A 16,827-nucleotide genomic window follows, 5' to 3' on the forward strand; every position below is an offset into this window, starting at 1 on the left:
CTTTAATCATTTCAAGATAGGGAATGTCACGATATTAGCATAAAGCCCCGATGTCTGCTACTTAATGAAGTATTGCAGCAGACAACATTGGCTGTTATTCATTTATAAGCGGTAAGGAACAAGCAATAATTAGAAAAACACGTTGATTTGTTCCCAGCGTCGTTGATTGCCAGCGGTTAATAGCTTGATGACTATAAATCAACTTTCCGTCTCCAAAATAGTTTGCATAATATTGTGACTTACCATTAGCAATTTCCATGTTATCGCAATTAGCATATTGTTCAATTACTTCAGAATGATACGGGATATGTGAGTCATCATTTGTTGCATGATTTAATGCAGGAATATAATTAATTACTTTATCAAACACACGAATATTTTTGTTATAAGGATGCAATTTAACAGAACTTTTATTAATAAAAGCGTAGCCGATTGAATTATTTTCATAGCTTTTATAAATTGGAATAAATTGTTCACCAATACTGGAATTTTTCAACTTCTCATATTCTTTATTCATATCAACTTTAGTTTCAGCTTTTGATTTTGTTAGATCCGGTTCACTAAGTACTGAAAAAGTAAAAAGAAATAATAATAATCCTAATTTTTTCATTTGAATTTTATCTCCTTTTTTAGCTTTGTTTTTGTAAGTTAATATAAACCTCATTTTGAGGTTGTTTTTTATAGTCTAACTCTTTTAGCTGTTTTATTTTTTTTGAACTCTCTTTATGTTCATTTTCCATTTTCTTTACAATAACTTTTATATCCGGACGTATACTGTATAGAAGTGTTTTGTCTACGTCTCCTTGAAGAGAGCAAGTTAATTGACTTTGATTGTTAGGAAGTATTTCTAAAAATAGTGATTTTTCAGCACTACCAATTTTGGGAATAACATTATCGATAGAATAAGGATTATCTTGCCAACTATAAGAATGAGATTTGATTTCATAAATTTTAGCATTTGCATTATAAATGTTGGAATTGTATTTTTGCCAATTAATATTCGTTAATGTCTTTTTCACTTCTTCAACGGAATTATCCAAAATAAATCCCCAATAATAGAATTTACCGGATGTAGCGGTCGAAATATTTAAATTTCGATAGCCTGAAACGGTTAAACCATGATATGGATAAACTTTTTTGAATGTGACCTTATTTTCTTCTCCATTTTTTATAGATTCAACTGAAATATAGGTAACATTATCTGAAGTTGTTACATCAACATAGTGATTAAATGAAATTTTATTTTCTGCTAACTTTTTAAAAAACTGTTTATCGCACTGTAAAAAAGCATCAAATACTTGATCTGTTTTTTTTAGATTCATCTCTTGCTGTGCTAATGTGATACATGAAATAAGTAATGCACCGACAAACACAGAAAGTTTTTTTAAAAGCATAATCGTGTCCTTGGACAAATATTTATTAAGAAATTATTATGATATTGTAAAGTACTGTAAATATTGCAGTCAATCTTTACGTTATAAATCTTCAATGAAAACGAGTAAATTTCCATTTTTAAAAGAGATTTTAACTGTATCGGATATTGCTTTATTTCTTAAACTGATTAAACCACCAAAAGTGAGAGTTTGGTTTTCTAAAGGGTACTGAAAACCAGTAATTGTTAAATGGTTGACTTTTGACAATGGAATTAATGAAATCGTATGATTTTTAACATTTTTTATCTGATGTTGATGGTTAGCAAAAAAGAAGCGACCAAAATTATCATAAAACATAAAATCATATTTTTGATAGTACTTCATTGCGACTGAAAGATTACCCAGAAAATGGTCGCTAGCATTCCCTGAAGCGCCATATATTATAAATTGTGTAACGCCTTTGTCTGCTAAAAATAAAATTGCTTTTTCGAAATCAGTATAATTCTGATCTGGCGTTTGGATTATTTTAATGGAATGAGGTATTTTTTCCTGTTTATTTAAGCTATCTAAGTCTCCAATAATAAATTCAGGTACAATAGCAGTGCGAGATAAATAATTATGATAAGCTCCATCTGTGCAAGCAATATGGTTATAGTTATCTAGATCGTTAGGAAAGTTTTTAGGTATTTCACCATTAACAAACAAAAGAGCTTTACGTTGCGTCATTGTTATTTCCTTTAGGCTTTTTTATAAAGCTAATGTATAGGCCATAATAATTGCATCTTCTTGTTCACCACTAACGGTTGGGTAATAATTTTTTCGAACTGTTATTTCATTAAATCCGACAGAATTATACAACTCAATTGCTGGATAATTTGATTCTCTCACTTCTAACCATAATGTTTTAATAACATGGGGTGAAGTGATTTGTAATAAGCGTTCAATTAAATTATTCAATAAATCTTTAGCTAGTCCTTGCCCTCTAAATTGAGGATGAATTGCTATGTTAAATAAGTTTGCTTCATCGGCAACGTTTTGGCAGATACAAAATCCAACAATTTGATGGTTAATTTCAACTTTCAGATTTAAGTAATGTTCGCCTTGATTAGAAGCTAATGTTTTTTTTGACCAAGGTATAGCATGACATAGTAATTCAATTTTATAAACTTCTTCTAAATCATCAGTGCTCAGGGTGGAAATAGTTTTCATATTGACATAATTGTTGCCAAAGTTGGCGTTTTTGTTTCGGTTGAGTTGCTAAAAGATCCAAATTAACTGTTTCAATAATAAGTGGATTTACCCAAGAATTATCCGGCTTTATATCGATAAACCAAATAACTGTATTTACTTCGTTTGCAGGCATGATTAATTGTGCGGGTGTTAACACTAAAACCTGATCTTCCTTAAGACCGATTGCATTCAAAATATCATAATAGATTTTTTGATTAGGTTTGTTGTCAGCAACAACAATTAAACGGATATTATCGCTGATATGTGTCGCTATTTCACCTTTAAAAACATGCGCATTACGCAATACATATTGCGTTATATTACATTGCTGTAAATACCAATCAAGCTGAGCCATTATTCAATTTATGTTTTTATTAGAGATTAAAGTTAGTTAATTGTATAATCATTGCATCAATTTATAAAGGTTTTTCATTGAGGCATTATGGCAACATCCGCTTTTACTCCTGCAAGTCAAGTACTTGAACGCCACCAAACATTATTTAGCGATAAAAATATTATTATTGCTGGTGATATCCAAGATAGTTATCCCATCGTTATTGCTGCTAATCAAGTTAAAATTCATTGTTCACAATTTCATACCTATTTGCGTCTAAAAAATAGTCGCAAAGGCACTGAAATCGATTTTTCTCTTCTGCCTAATGAAGATTTTTGTAACGGCATGAATACGTTAATCTATTATTGGCCAAAAACAAAAAGCGAAGCCCAATTTCAGCTCTCTTATCTATTAAATAATATGCCAAAAGATAGTGATATCTTTATTGTTGGTGAAAATCGAACGGGGGTGAAAAGTGTTGAGTCGCTTCTCGCTGATTTTGGTGTCATCCAAAAAATTGACAGCGCAAGGCGTTGTGGTTTGTATCATTTTCAAGCTGAAAGTCGTTTGGCATTTGATCTTAGTGAATGGTGGTTAAATTATCATTTATCCATTGAAGATCAAGATATTGAAATTAAGAGTTTACCGGGCGTATTTAGTCAAAAAGGATTAGATGCCGGAAGTGAACTGCTAATAAATGCGTTAGTTGATCATGCTGATATTATTAAAGGCAATGTGTTAGATGTAGGATGCGGAGCAGGGGTGTTATCAACCGTGTTGGGTAAATTGTATCCTGAAATCAATCTTACTTTGTCTGATGTTAGCGTTGCTGCCATTGAATCAAGTAAAGCAACGATAAATGCCAATCATATTGATGCAACGGTTGTTGCCAGCGATGTATTTTCAAATATTAATGATAAATATCATCTTATTGTGTCTAATCCCCCTTTTCATGATGGTAAAGAAACCAGTTATACGGCAGTAAACACACTGATTAAAGAGGCAAAAAAACATTTAAAATTAAATGGCTACCTTTGTATTGTGGCAAACTCATTTTTACCTTATCAAGCTATTTTAGACGAAACCTTCAAAAGCGTTGAAGTCATTGCACAAACAACCAAATTTAGAGTTTATTTAGCTTGTCATTAACTGATAATTCCAAGCAAGCAAAAAAGTTACGGTTTTTACCGTAACTTTGCCTTTAATACATCATCAAAAGAGTGGGGGGAATTAGTGACTAAATCACTCTTGAAAACTGCTGTTGCCGTGCTTGTTGTCTCATATAGCTATCAAAACACATGCAAATATTACGGATAAGCAGATGGCCTTTAGGATTAACAATAATGGCATCGTCTGTTACTGTGACTAATCCATCTTTGACTAATGGGTCAAGCAAGGTTAAATCTTCGGCAAAATAGTGATCAAATCGGATTTGATACCGCTGTTCAATCGCTTGTTTATCTAAATAGAAATGACAAATAAGCTGTTTTATCACATCACGACGAATTTTATCATCTTCCTTTAAGGAAAACCCTTTCCATAAACCATTACCACTTAATTCAACTTGTTGTTGATAAAGTTTAAGATCTTTTTGATTTTGTGCATAACTATCACCCAGCATACTAATGGCTGATACGCCAAGCCCTAATAAATCCGCCTTCCCTTGGGTAGTATAACCTTGGAAATTTCGATGTAATTTATTTTGCTGCTGGGCAATTGCCAGTTCGTCAGTCGGTTTTGCAAAATGATCCATACCAATAAAGCGATACCCTGCTTGGGTTAACTTTTGAATACTGGTCTGTAAAATCTGTAATTTTGCATGAGCATTAGGTAAATCGTGGTCTTTAATTTTGCGTTGTGCTGCAAATCGGCTAGGTAAATGGGCATAATTAAAGACACTTAAACGATCGGGTGAGATATCAATCACTTTATCCAATGTTTCGGTAAAACTGTCAACCGTTTGTTTAGGTAATCCATAAATAAGATCTAAACTAATTGAATGAAAACGGTTTTTTCTTGCTTGAAGGATCAAGGATCGAATGAGTTGTTCATCTTGTTCACGATTGATTAAATTCTGTATTTCATGATTAAAATCCTGAATCCCCATACTTAATCGATTAAAGCCCAAATTGGCTAGATGATCAATAGTTTGTGGGGTAATTTCCCTTGGATCGATTTCGATTGAAAGTTCAGCGTGGGTATCAAAATGGAAGTGCTTTTTTAACGAGGTAATAAGTCGAGTAATCTCGTCATGCGTTAAAAAAGTCGGTGTACCGCCTCCCCAATGCATTTGAGTGACGGTGCGATCTTTAAATAACTGAGAACGTGAAGCTATTTCCCGTTCCAGTATATCTAAGTATTGGGTGACTTTTTGGGTTTGTCGGGTAACCAGTTTATTACACCCACAAAAATAACAAAGTTTATGGCAAAATGGGATATGAACATAAAGCGATAAAGGTCTATCCGCAAAGCGGGTGGCGGACAAGATAAAGTCTTGTTGGCTAAAATTTTCATTAAACTCTAACGCAGTAGGATAAGAAGTATAGCGTGGGCCTGAATAATTGTATTTTTCAATTAAACTTTGATCCCACAATTGTGTTTCTGCTAAGCTATTATTTTCGTCTAATTTTGTCTTTGACATGACTTTTTCCATGACCTTTTAAAATCGTTTTCTGTTTTGCCTTAACACGAAATTTAATCCGATTCGTTTTTCGAAGATAGAGTAAAGTACAAATAAATAGTCCAATATATAAACTAAGCATGATTAACATAGGCATAATGATTGGCTCTCATTATTAAATATTTGATTGTACATTCATTCGACGGAACAGATTGATGTTGATATTTTAACAGCCAAACTATCACAAATTCATCGCATTATATATCACAATAAATTAATGTAAATTTGTTCAGGTATGACGTCAATTACGTTTCAATAAACTCACAATATCTTCTTGTTTCTCTTCTTCATCTTCAAAATCATCAACACTATAACCGAGTTGCTGCATCAATTCATCGATACGATTTAATTTAGTATCGAGATATGTTTGTTGCTCTTTTGTTAATTGGCTTCCACTTTCGACTAAATCAAGTAATTGCTCTAATTTAGGATCGTTTTCCAGTTGTTCCAATTCTTGCTCGGGTGAAAGAACTAATTTTTGCGTTTTCGGTTGTTTGATTTTATTGGTCGATTTCACTGATTCATCAGCAATTAACGAAATCGGTTTTTTACTACCAATGCGCGGATCTTTAACGGTTTTAGTAGTTGGTTTATTTTTTTGGGTTTCATTATTGAAACGAGAACCACTTGGTAAGCCTTTATGTTTGCGTTTTCGCTTGAGTGCCCAAGATTCTTCATTAATCTCTTGACGGGTTTTTTTCTGTTTTTGTTTCGATTTGGTTTTTAACATATAATCTCTGTTTAATATTAGGACAAATATTTATTTAGGCTATTTTATCAGTTAGTCTTCAATATAGCTATGATCATGCATCAATGCTAATTTATGATTGTAAAAGTTAAGATTTATGTATAATCTTAACCCAATCAATTTAAATAGATGGAATTTGAGAACACGACATGATGAAAAATCATCTTAGTCCCTATATGCAGTTTAGCCGCCAAGAATGGGCTAGTTTGCGTAATGCTGAACCCATGACATTAACCCCTGAAGAACTGACTTCATTGCAAGGGATTAATGAAGATTTGTCCATAGATGAAGTCAGCGAAATTTACTTACCCTTATCCCGATTGCTCAACTACTATATTAATAATAGTTTTAGCCGTCAGGCTGTTCTTGCCAAATTTTTAGGTAAAACCCAAAAAATTCCTTATGTTATCGGTATAGCAGGGAGTGTAGCAGTAGGTAAAAGTACAACTGCACGCGTTTTACAAGCACTATTAAGTCGTTGGCCTGAACATCGAAAAGTTGCATTAGTCACCACGGATGGTTTTTTATATCCTAATAAATATCTTGAAGAGCGTGGCATAATGAACAAAAAAGGCTTTCCACAATCTTATGATATTAAAAGGTTGATCAATTTTGTTGCTGATGTAAAATCAGGTCAATCTCAAGTTAAAGCACCCGTCTATTCACATCTGGTTTATAATATTGTTGATAATGAAGAAATCGTTATAGATAGTCCTGATATTCTCATTTTAGAAGGATTAAACGTATTACAAGGAACCTTAAATTTTACACAAAATACCAACCGAGTCTTTGTTTCGGATTATGTTGATTTTTCGATCTATGTTGATGCGGATTTGTCGCTTCTACATGATTGGTATGTGAATCGTTTTTTAAAATTTCGAGCTGGCGCCTTTAGTGATCCTAACTCATATTTTAATCATTATTCACAGCTTCCAGAGCAAGAAGCGATAAATATCGCTAATCGTCTTTGGCGAGAAATCAATGAATTAAATTTGATCGAAAACATTTTACCGACAAGAGAGCGAGCAAGTTTAATATTAACGAAAGGCAAAAACCATAAAGTCGATTGTGTTCAATTAAGAAAATAAACTTAAGAGGAATTATTATGAAATCAACAATTAAGTCGTCTGTAAGTAAATTAACACTGCTTTCTTTTTTAACAACCCTTACATTAGGTGTTTGTGCCGCAAACGTTGATGATCATGAAGGGCAAACGTGTGCCGGCAAAAAAGAGGCAATTGAAGCACAAATTACTGAAGCCCAAAAAACCGATAATGTTGAACGTGTTCAAGGATTAGAAAAAGCATTGTTAAATGTCAAAATGCATTGTAAAGATGATAATTTAGAAGCCGAATACAAAAAAAATATTAACGAAAAAACTGAAAAAGTAGCAGAAAGACAAAAAGATTTAGCAGAGGCAAAACTCAAAGGTGATAACCAAAAAATCGAAGAAAAAACCGCAAAATTAAATGATGCTGAAAAAGAACTTGCGGAAGCTAAAGATAAATTGGACAACTTTTACAAAGCAGTGAAATCGAAATAAATCTTAGTTTTTTAGCTTTTATTAACATTATTCTCCAAATTGTCATCATCAAAATAGTAATAACGTTGTGTGTTATCCCGTTGATGATGACAATTTTCTTATTCCACACCCATTACTATTGTTTAACCAAAATGACCCAATTTTCAAGCAAATTAAGTTAACTTTGCGTTTAACCCCGTTATGCGGAGTGATTAAGCAATAGGCTAGACTTTTATCACAAAAAAAGGTAAGGTGTGCGCCTTATCACGTGGTTCGTAAACCTCCCACGCAAAAAAACTAAGGAAAATTATGAGTAACGTTACACTATTAGGCGATCAGTCTGTTCGCTATCCGACAACTTATTGTCCAGAAATTCTGGAAACCTTTGATAATAAACATCCTGGTAATGACTATTTTGTAAAATTCAATTGTCCGGAATTTACCAGTCTTTGTCCTATCACCGGTCAACCCGATTTTGCAACGATCTACATTTCGTATGTACCGAATATCAAAATGGTCGAAAGTAAATCACTTAAGCTCTATATGTTCAGCTTCCGTAATCATGGTGATTATCATGAAGATTGCATTAATATCATCATGAAAGATCTGATTAAATTAATGGATCCCAAATACATCGAAGTCTGGGGTAAGTTTACGCCACGAGGTGGTATTTCTATTGATCCTTATGCTAATTACGGTAAACCCGGCACTCACTGGGAACAAATTGCGCTTAATCGTTTAGCTAATCACGATCTTTATCCTGAAAAAGTCGATAATCGCTAATCTCATCAGCCTAACAGGAATTTTTTAATGCAACATCGTAAAGCACTTGTGATATTTTCGGGTGGGCAAGATTCGACCACTTGCCTGCTGCAAGCCATTGCTGATTATGGACGTGAAAACGTTGAAACAATCAGCTTTCAATACGGTCAACGACATGCCATTGAGCTTGAAAAAGCCAAATGGATTGCTGACGATCTTGGTGTAAAGCAAACCCTGATTGATACTTCAGTGATCAAACAAACGACCAATAATGCCTTGATTGATGACTCACAAGAAATCAAAGCCGCTCAAGAAGGGAATTATCCGAATACCTTTGTTGACGGGCGTAATATGCTATTTTTATTGTTAGCGGGGTGTTATGCCAAACAACACGCTATTCAAGATATTATTATTGGCGTATGTGAAACTGATTTTAGTGGTTATCCGGATTGTCGAGATATCTTTATTAAATCCATGAATGTATCGATGAATTTAGCCTTGGATTACACGTTTAACATCATCACCCCTTTAATGTATCTCACTAAAGCGCAAACATGGGAAATGGCTGATAAACTCGGTTATCTTGATTATATCCGACAACACACTCACACTTGTTATTACGGGGTTGACGGCGGATGTGGTCAGTGCCCAAGTTGTGAGCTGCGAGAAAAAGGGTTAAATCATTATTTAACTCATAACACTAAATAATATTATTTAAAGGGTAATAGCATGTCTGACCATCAACAACGATTAGTCTCATTGGATGTATTGCGAGGAATGACCATTGCAGGAATGATTTTAGTGAATAATCCTGGGTCGCCAAATGCAATTTATCCTTTACTTAGGCATGCTAAATGGAACGGGCTGACTTTTGCCGATCTCATCTTTCCTCTATTTATGTTTATTATGGGAGTTTCGACTTATATTTCCTTAAATAAATTAGAATTTAAGCTTAATAAAATTTTGCTAATTAAAATTTTGAAAAGAACACTGATCATTTTTGCTATTGGATTATTGATTGCTTGGTTTTCGGGTTTTCTTACTTTGTATAAATATTTTAATTGGCTGCCGTTTCATGAGCGGATGGTTGAAGCTTTGTCTTGCATAGATCAAATCCGAATTATGGGCATTTTACAGCGTTTAGCGATCTGTTATTTGTTTTCTTCTCTTATTATTTTATGTTTTGATAGAAAATATTTGCCTATTCTGATCGTTCAAATATTACTTTTTTATTTTTTCATCTTATATTTGGGCAACGGGTTTGAGCAAAAAAGTAACAACATTATTGCTAAAGTCGATAAAATGATTTTGGGTGAAGAGCGTATGTATTTTGATGATGGTATTTATTTTGAGCCGGAAGGGGTATTAAGTACTTTTCCGGCCATTGCTCAAGTCCTTATTGGCTTTTGTATAGCCAAACAAATATTTGCTACTAATGTCATTGTCGACAAAATCAAAATCTTGATTAAATACGGGATAATTTTTTCTATAATAGGGTTTATTTTGAGTTTTATCTGCCCAATTAATAAAAAAATCTGGTCACCGTCATTCGTATTGGTGACTTGTGGTATAGGTTGTGTGTTATTTGCCTTATTAATTTGGTTGATTGATATCAAAAAATACAAAAACGCTGTTCATTGTTTTATCCCATTTGGCATGAATTCTTTATTCATTTTTGTTATCGCCGGTATTATTTCGATCATAACGCGTAGAATGACGCTGGTTTATCATTCTGATTCATTGAGTTTGCGACAATTTCTGTATTCAAAAGTTTTAGCTCAATATTTTGGAAACTATCCCAGTTCTTTTATCTATGCCTTATTCATTGTCGGTATTTGTTGGTTGATTGCTTTTATTTTATATAAAAAGCATTTTTTTATAACAATTTAAAAATATTAAATATCGATGTAATTAAATTCGAATTATCCGATATTTTTTACCTTAATTACATCATTTTTACGTTAAACATTATGGGTTCTCTCACCCCATTCAAAAAAGGAAACGAATATGTATTTGGATATTCACTCAGACACACTACAGAAAAAATTTACCCTAGCTCAGCAGCGTAAAGCACTTTGTTGGCTCTCTTTTTTTCATATTTTAGTTATTGCATCAAGCAATTATCTGGTACAAATCCCGTTTGATATCTTCGGTTTTCATACCACATGGGGAGCATTTACCTTTCCATTTATCTTTTTAACCACCGATTTAACCATCCGGGTATTTGGTGCCAGCCTTGCCAGAAGAATTATCTTTGTTGTCATGATACCTGCTTTACTGTTCTCTTATTCCATTTCGGTTGTATTTTTTGAAGGGCATTGGATGGGATTTTCAGCGTTGTGTGATTTTAACAGTTTTGTTTTTCGAATTGCATTAGCCAGTTTTGCTGCTTATTTGGTTGGGCAATTGATGGATATCACTGTGTTTAATTATTTACGAAAAAATAAAGCGTGGTGGGTTGCGCCTTCGGCGTCAGCGGTGTTAGGTAATGGTATTGATACAATTGTCTTTTTTGCTATTGCCTTTTATCAAAGTAACGACGAATTTATGGCGAATCATTGGATCGAAATAGCCTCAATTGACTATAGCTTTAAAATTTTAATTTGTGGATTATTCTTCTTACCTCTTTACGGTGTTATTTTAAATTTTTTAATGAAAAGATTAATGACGTTAGCCAACGCTAATCCATAATTTTGTTCGCTTTTGTAACGGAGCGCCTTCCACTATTTACAAAACTCATTTATATTCATGGATAAATGAGTTTCTCTCCTCATTTAATGGCAATGATATTCTTTTAACGATATGTTTTAATGAAAGATAATTTTTAATTAGTCATACTCGAAGGACGGGTATTGTCTTTAAAAACAACTTTTGCCAAACGTTTTAAGGGAGTGCATAATATAGATAATCGAATAATGTTGATAATGTCATATTTGGAATAGATAATAGGTGGAAAATAATGAGCTTTATTAAAGAGTTAAGCGTGCTGAGCTTAATTTTGTTTTTAATTGGTTGCGATAATAGCAATCAACCGACTTCACTTGCTAATGAAAATAAAGAAATTCAAACAACAACTCAATCAGTTGAAGAAAAATCATTAGAAAGTAGCTTAAATCAAAATAGTCAACCAACTGCTCAATTAGTTGAAGAAAAACCATTAGGAACTAGTTCAAATCAAAATAGTCAAACATCAGCTCAATCCGTTGAAAAAAAATCCACTGAAGCTAAATCAGCACATAAAAATCAATCAAATAGTGTTTTTACGGTAACACCGGAGTTAAAAGAGAAGTATAAAAATAAACATTTAACGGTTCTCGATAGCTCAGAAGTAATGCTTGATGGCTCCAGTACTTTAGTCATTACTTTTTCTGTTCCACTTAATCCTAAACTCAATTTCTCTAATCTACTTAGGCTTGTTGATAAAGAAAAAGGTAATGTAGATGGAGCATGGGAACTTTCAGATAATGGATTAGAGTTAAGGCATCGATTTCTTGAGCCAAATCGTAAGTTAACGTTGACTATTGATAAAATGTTATCGGCAATTAATGATAGCCAGTTATCAGCTGTTTATCAAACGGAGTTGACCACCCAAAACCGCCAACCTTTTATCGGATTTGCAAGTACGGGGTTATTATTGCCTAGTAAATCTATGAGTGGAATACCCGTTAATACATTAAACGTAAATAAAGTCGATGTTAACTTTTTTAGAATCAAACCAGAAAAATTATCTGAATTTATTACTAATGTTGGGTTTATTAATTTTTTACCTAATTGGCGTTCTTCTGAAATTAGCCCTTATATGGATTTGGTTTATTCGTCTCGTTTTGATTTAAATCCTAAACCTAATGCTCAAGAAACTTTGTTATTGAACTTATCCGCAATTTCAGAACTTAATAAGGAAGGTGTTTATCTAGCGGTAATGAATGAAGCAGGTAAATATCCCTATGAAAACCCAGCCAGTTTGTTTTCAATAAGTAATGTGGGTGTCGCTATTCATGCTTATCAAAATGGTAAATTGATGGTTATGACGCATGCGTTAGATGATGGTAAACCATTACCAAACATAAATTTATCATTACTTTGTGCTAAAAATACAACCGCGGATAATAAACATTGCCTAACCCTATCAACTCAAACAGATAACGAAGGTTTTGCTGAATTAACTATATCGGAAGGTGATCATTATTCTTTATTAATAGCCAATGATGGAAACCAAACTTCATTTGTCAATATCGATCGTAATGCATTGAATTTAACTGAATTTAACCTGTCTGGTTCAACGTTTTATTCAAAACAATTATTTGTTTTTGGACCTCGTGATTTATATCGTCCTAATGAAACCATTTACTTTAATGCATTACTACGAGATGCGGATGGACAAATGTTACCGGATCAACCGATTATCGTTGATGTTCTTTCTCCTGATGGTAAATCGACTGGAACATATAATTTGAAACGTCAATCTGACTCTCACGGTTTATATCAATTTCATCTTACTATTCCGAGTGATGCGGCTACAGGTAAATGGGCACTTCGTTTTAATTTAGGTGATGATAATTATCGTTTTTCTTATTTTGGTGTGGAAGAGTTCTTGCCTGAACGAATGGCAATGGAAATTACGGCTCCATCTGACCATCCAATGTTGATTGGTAATGATATAGAATTCGATATTAAAGGTCGCTATTTATATGGTGCACCAGCATCAGGTAATAAATTAACTGGTCAAGTATATCTAAAAAAATTGGATTCGATTAAAGGATTTGACGATTATAAAATTGGATCTATCACAGATAAAAACGTTTATAAAGAGCTAGAAACCATTGATAATACGCTAGATAATAGTGGTCTTAATCAAATCAAACTTGATTCAAATAAATGGTCGAGGATAAAAATGCCGGTTAGAGTGGTTATGCAAGCTAGCTTACTCGATTCAGGTGGTAGACCCGTGACGCGTTATGCAACTCAAGATATTTGGCCTGCTGAACAGATGCCTATTTTAAGAGTACTATTTAGTGAATCCCCCTATTATGATTGGAAAACTGATAAGTATGATAATCGTCCAACTGTAGATGTAGGCGAAATAGCTGAATTTGAAGTAGCTTATATTAATATGCTTGGTAAGAAATTAGCTACCAATAACTTAAAAGCTCGTGTCGTTCGTGAACGTAATGACTATTATTGGTCTTGGTCTGACGACGATGGTTGGCGTGAAATTGTTAATGAAAAAGAATTTGTCGTTTCAGAAAATAAATTAACCATTGGTGAAAATAGTACCGCCACTGTTCGCTTCCAGCCAGATGATTATGGATCTTATCGAGTTGAAATTATTGATCCAAAAACAAACATTATCAGTAGTCTGCGCTTTTGGGTTGGTTATGATTGGGAAGATAACACCCGCGGTACGAACTCAGTACGTCCAGATCAAGTTAAATTAAGTATTGATAAAACATCTTATGCTTATGGTGATACAGCTAAAGTTCATGTTCAAGCCCCAGTTGCAGGTTCAGGATATATATCGCTTGAAACAAATGATGGCACGTTATGGAAAAAAGAAATTACCTTAGGCGAAGAGGGTCTAGAAGTCGAAATACCAATTAAAAATTGGGCTAGACATGATATTTATATTAACGCAATGATTATTCGTCCATCAACTGATACAGCAGTACAAACTGTTAAAAGAGCTGTTGGTTTACTTTATTTACCAATCGATACTTCTAATCGTCAATTAAATTTGACGATTGATGCACCTAAGGTAACCGAACCAGAAAAAATCGTTCCGATAAAAATCAAAATGGATAAACAAGCAGTTAATAAAGGCCAGAAAGTCACAGTATTAGTATCTGCTGTAGACTCAGGCGTTTTGAATATAACTGATTTTAAAACACCTGATCCATACACCGCATTTTTAGGACGAAAACGATATAACGTGGATCAATATGATGTGTATGGCAAGTTGATTGAGGCAACAGGACGAACAATCAATATGACTTTCGGTGGTGATGCAATTATCTCTGGTGGTAAAAAACCATTAACCGAAGTGCAAATTGTTGCTCAACAGCTTAAAACCATTCAATTAAATAAAGATGGGGAGGGGATTGTTGAATTAGCGTTGCCTAATTTTAACGGTGAATTACGTTTGATGGCTCAAGCTTGGGATGACAATCGTTTCGGTAAAGCTGAACAAATTATGACGGTTGCTTCTCCTGTAGTGACCGAATTGTCAATGCCACGATTCTTATCGGGAGGCGATCAGGCGGTATTAGCATTAGATATTCATAATTTAACTGATTTGTCTCAAACAATGCAGGTAGAAGTCAAGACGACAGGATTAGTTCATCAAAATTCGTCTAACGCTACAAATCTCAAACTTGATAGCAAACAGAAAAAAATACTTCAAATCCCTGTCATTGCTGATTATGGCTATGGACAAGGAACGATAAATGTCAGTATCAAAGGTATTAAATTAAATGATAATCCAAATTATGAAATTAATCGTTCATGGAAATTAGGCGTAAGACCAGCTTATTCTGCAACAGATATGAATTATAGCTTTGCCATAAATGGTGGCGAAAGTTGGCAGTTTTCTTCTAAAGATATGGATAATTTAATTGGCAATACTGTTGGTGCTAAATTAATTATTTCTAATCAACCACCGCTGAATATTGCGCAATATATCAAAGAATTATTTGCGTACCCTTATGGTTGTTTAGAACAAACAACAAGTGGTTTATTTCCATCTTTGTATGCTAATAGTGAACAACTTGCTGCATTAGGGATTGAAACCGAATCTGACGAAAACCGTCGTCAAAAGATTCAATTAGGAATTTCTCGAATTTTATCGATGCAACGAAATAATGGTAGTTTTGGTCTTTGGAATAGTGAAAGTAATGAAGAATATTGGCTGACTGTTTATGCCACTGACTTTTTATTGCAAGCTAAAGAACGAGGGTATCAAGTGAGTGATTCGGCACTCAATTCAGCTATGACGCGAATAGGTCAGTATATCTATGATTCTTCATCCTTTAATAATATGGAAGTTTATTATCGTGATTCAAAAATGATAGCCTATAGTAAATTGACTATAAAAGCTTATGCACTGATGATACTGGCTAAACAAAATAAAATTACGTCTGCTATGCGTAATGAAATTTATAGTTTATCTCGACAAATCATGAATGAAAATATAGCGTTATCGCCTCTGCCTATTGCACAGTTAGCATTAACCGCTAAGCTAATAGGTAATAAGGAACTCTATCAAAACTTAATGGAAGAAGTTGATAACACTATCTATGATAATCAGAATGGGTGGTATTATGATTATGGAAGTGATATTCGTGATGAAGCTTTAGTGTTAGCATTATTATTAGAAAATGATATTGGAATTAATTTACAACCTGATTATTTATTTAGTTTATCTGATTCTTTAAGTAATAAGCGTTACTTTTCAACTCAAGAATTAAATGCTCTATTTATTGCTGGTTGGTCATTAGAACAACATAAAAGTAAGAAAAAATTCAAAGTTTCTATTAATGATAAAGTGAAGTCTGCCAATACATCTTTAAAACAATCCTATGACTTTGAGGATATTAAGCATGGATTAACTATTTCAAATCCTCAAAATGATATGCCACTTTACATTAACATGACCGTGTCAGGTTATGCTAAAACACCACCAGCACCAACTCCAGAGCAAAATGACTTAACAATTAGTCGAAGTTATTACGACTTAAATGGAAAAAGTATTACGCCATCAAAGATTGACGTAGGTACCGTAATGTTTGTCATGTTAGATATAAAATCAAAAGAAAGAATTCAGGATGGTTTAATTGTTGATTTCTTACCTGCCGGGTTAGAATTAGAAAATCAAAATCTAACTGGAAGTAGTATTAATTTAGATACTTATCCAGCTTTAGTTAAGCTACTGAGCAATGAAAATAGTGGCGATGTTAAATATCAAGAATATCGTGATGACAGGTATGTTACTGCCGTTGATATAGGTAAGTATTATCAATCGCATAAACGAGTTGGGTACTTAGTAAGGGCTGTTACTCCAGGTAACTATGTAGTTCCTCAGCCTTATGTAGAATCTATGTATCGACCGGAACTATTCGCAATTGGTCGTTCGCTTGATATGATGGCTATTTCACAACCTAAATAAAGAATGCATAATTATTTTAA

Annotated in this window: 15 protein-coding genes and 1 riboswitch; of the genes, 8 read left to right on the forward strand and 7 right to left on the reverse strand. The window is 33.5% G+C overall.

What is annotated here, in order from left to right:
• Positions 1-94: 94 nt before the first annotated feature.
• From GYM75_RS03660 to GYM75_RS03680, 5 genes are all read right to left on the reverse strand, one after another.
• On the reverse strand, positions 95-610 hold the full coding sequence (locus tag GYM75_RS03660) for a surface-adhesin E family protein (protein WP_220216814.1): 516 nt from the start codon (positions 608-610) through the stop codon (positions 95-97).
• 19 nt (positions 611-629) lie between these two features.
• Positions 630-1,394, reverse strand: a complete 765-nt coding sequence (locus GYM75_RS03665; protein ID WP_220216815.1) for a hypothetical protein — start codon at positions 1,392-1,394, stop codon at positions 630-632.
• A gap of 81 nt (positions 1,395-1,475) precedes the next feature.
• A complete protein-coding gene (locus GYM75_RS03670; protein WP_220216816.1) occupies positions 1,476-2,099 on the reverse strand; it encodes a thiamine diphosphokinase in 624 nt (207 codons plus the stop codon).
• Between the two features lie 21 nt (positions 2,100-2,120).
• Positions 2,121-2,582 carry a ribosomal protein S18-alanine N-acetyltransferase gene (gene rimI, locus GYM75_RS03675; RefSeq protein ID WP_220216817.1) on the reverse strand — a complete coding sequence of 154 codons (462 nt, stop codon included), beginning with the start codon at positions 2,580-2,582 and terminating at the stop codon, positions 2,121-2,123.
• On the reverse strand, positions 2,554-2,958 hold the full coding sequence (locus GYM75_RS03680) for a DNA polymerase III subunit psi (RefSeq protein ID WP_220216818.1): 405 nt from the start codon (positions 2,956-2,958) through the stop codon (positions 2,554-2,556). The genes rimI and GYM75_RS03680 overlap by 29 nt, the downstream gene beginning before the upstream one ends.
• A gap of 87 nt (positions 2,959-3,045) precedes the next feature.
• Between GYM75_RS03680 and rsmC the strand changes: the two genes are divergently transcribed.
• A complete protein-coding gene (rsmC, locus tag GYM75_RS03685; RefSeq protein ID WP_220216819.1) occupies positions 3,046-4,086 on the forward strand; it encodes a 16S rRNA (guanine(1207)-N(2))-methyltransferase RsmC in 1,041 nt (346 codons plus the stop codon).
• 88 nt (positions 4,087-4,174) lie between these two features.
• Here rsmC and hemN read toward each other — a convergent pair whose 3' ends face one another.
• Both hemN and yihI read right to left on the reverse strand, forming a co-directional pair.
• A complete protein-coding gene (gene hemN / locus GYM75_RS03690) occupies positions 4,175-5,578 on the reverse strand; it encodes an oxygen-independent coproporphyrinogen III oxidase (protein ID WP_220216820.1) in 1,404 nt (467 codons plus the stop codon).
• Between the two features lie 280 nt (positions 5,579-5,858).
• On the reverse strand, positions 5,859-6,347 hold the full coding sequence (gene yihI, locus GYM75_RS03695) for a Der GTPase-activating protein YihI (RefSeq protein WP_220216821.1): 489 nt from the start codon (positions 6,345-6,347) through the stop codon (positions 5,859-5,861).
• 167 nt (positions 6,348-6,514) lie between these two features.
• Between yihI and coaA the strand changes: the two genes are divergently transcribed.
• From coaA to GYM75_RS03730, 7 genes are all read left to right on the forward strand, one after another.
• Positions 6,515-7,453 (forward strand): type I pantothenate kinase, encoded by a 939-nt coding sequence (coaA, locus tag GYM75_RS03700; protein ID WP_220216822.1) that lies wholly within the window; start codon positions 6,515-6,517, stop codon positions 7,451-7,453.
• A 17-nt stretch (positions 7,454-7,470) separates the two neighbouring features.
• Positions 7,471-7,908, forward strand: a complete 438-nt coding sequence (locus GYM75_RS03705) for a DUF1090 domain-containing protein (protein ID WP_220216823.1) — start codon at positions 7,471-7,473, stop codon at positions 7,906-7,908.
• A gap of 241 nt (positions 7,909-8,149) precedes the next feature.
• Positions 8,150-8,194: riboswitch (PreQ1 riboswitch) on the forward strand.
• Between the two features lie 2 nt (positions 8,195-8,196).
• A complete protein-coding gene (queF, locus tag GYM75_RS03710; RefSeq protein ID WP_220216824.1) occupies positions 8,197-8,670 on the forward strand; it encodes a preQ(1) synthase in 474 nt (157 codons plus the stop codon).
• A gap of 27 nt (positions 8,671-8,697) precedes the next feature.
• Positions 8,698-9,357, forward strand: a complete 660-nt coding sequence (gene queC / locus GYM75_RS03715) for a 7-cyano-7-deazaguanine synthase QueC (RefSeq protein ID WP_220216825.1) — start codon at positions 8,698-8,700, stop codon at positions 9,355-9,357.
• Between the two features lie 21 nt (positions 9,358-9,378).
• The gene (locus GYM75_RS03720) at positions 9,379-10,539 is read left to right on the forward strand and encodes an acyltransferase family protein (protein ID WP_220216826.1); all 1,161 of its coding nucleotides are present in this window, start codon (positions 9,379-9,381) and stop codon (positions 10,537-10,539) included.
• Positions 10,540-10,656: 117 nt separating this feature from the next.
• Positions 10,657-11,340, forward strand: coding sequence for a 7-cyano-7-deazaguanine/7-aminomethyl-7-deazaguanine transporter (locus tag GYM75_RS03725; protein WP_220216827.1), 684 nt, complete (start codon positions 10,657-10,659; stop codon positions 11,338-11,340).
• A gap of 268 nt (positions 11,341-11,608) precedes the next feature.
• The gene (locus GYM75_RS03730) at positions 11,609-16,807 is read left to right on the forward strand and encodes an alpha-2-macroglobulin (RefSeq protein WP_220216828.1); all 5,199 of its coding nucleotides are present in this window, start codon (positions 11,609-11,611) and stop codon (positions 16,805-16,807) included.
• Positions 16,808-16,827 lie beyond the last annotated feature (20 nt).

Origin of the sequence: Gilliamella sp. ESL0441 (assembly GCF_019469185.1) — a bacterium.
GTDB lineage: Bacteria > Pseudomonadota > Gammaproteobacteria > Enterobacterales > Orbaceae > Gilliamella.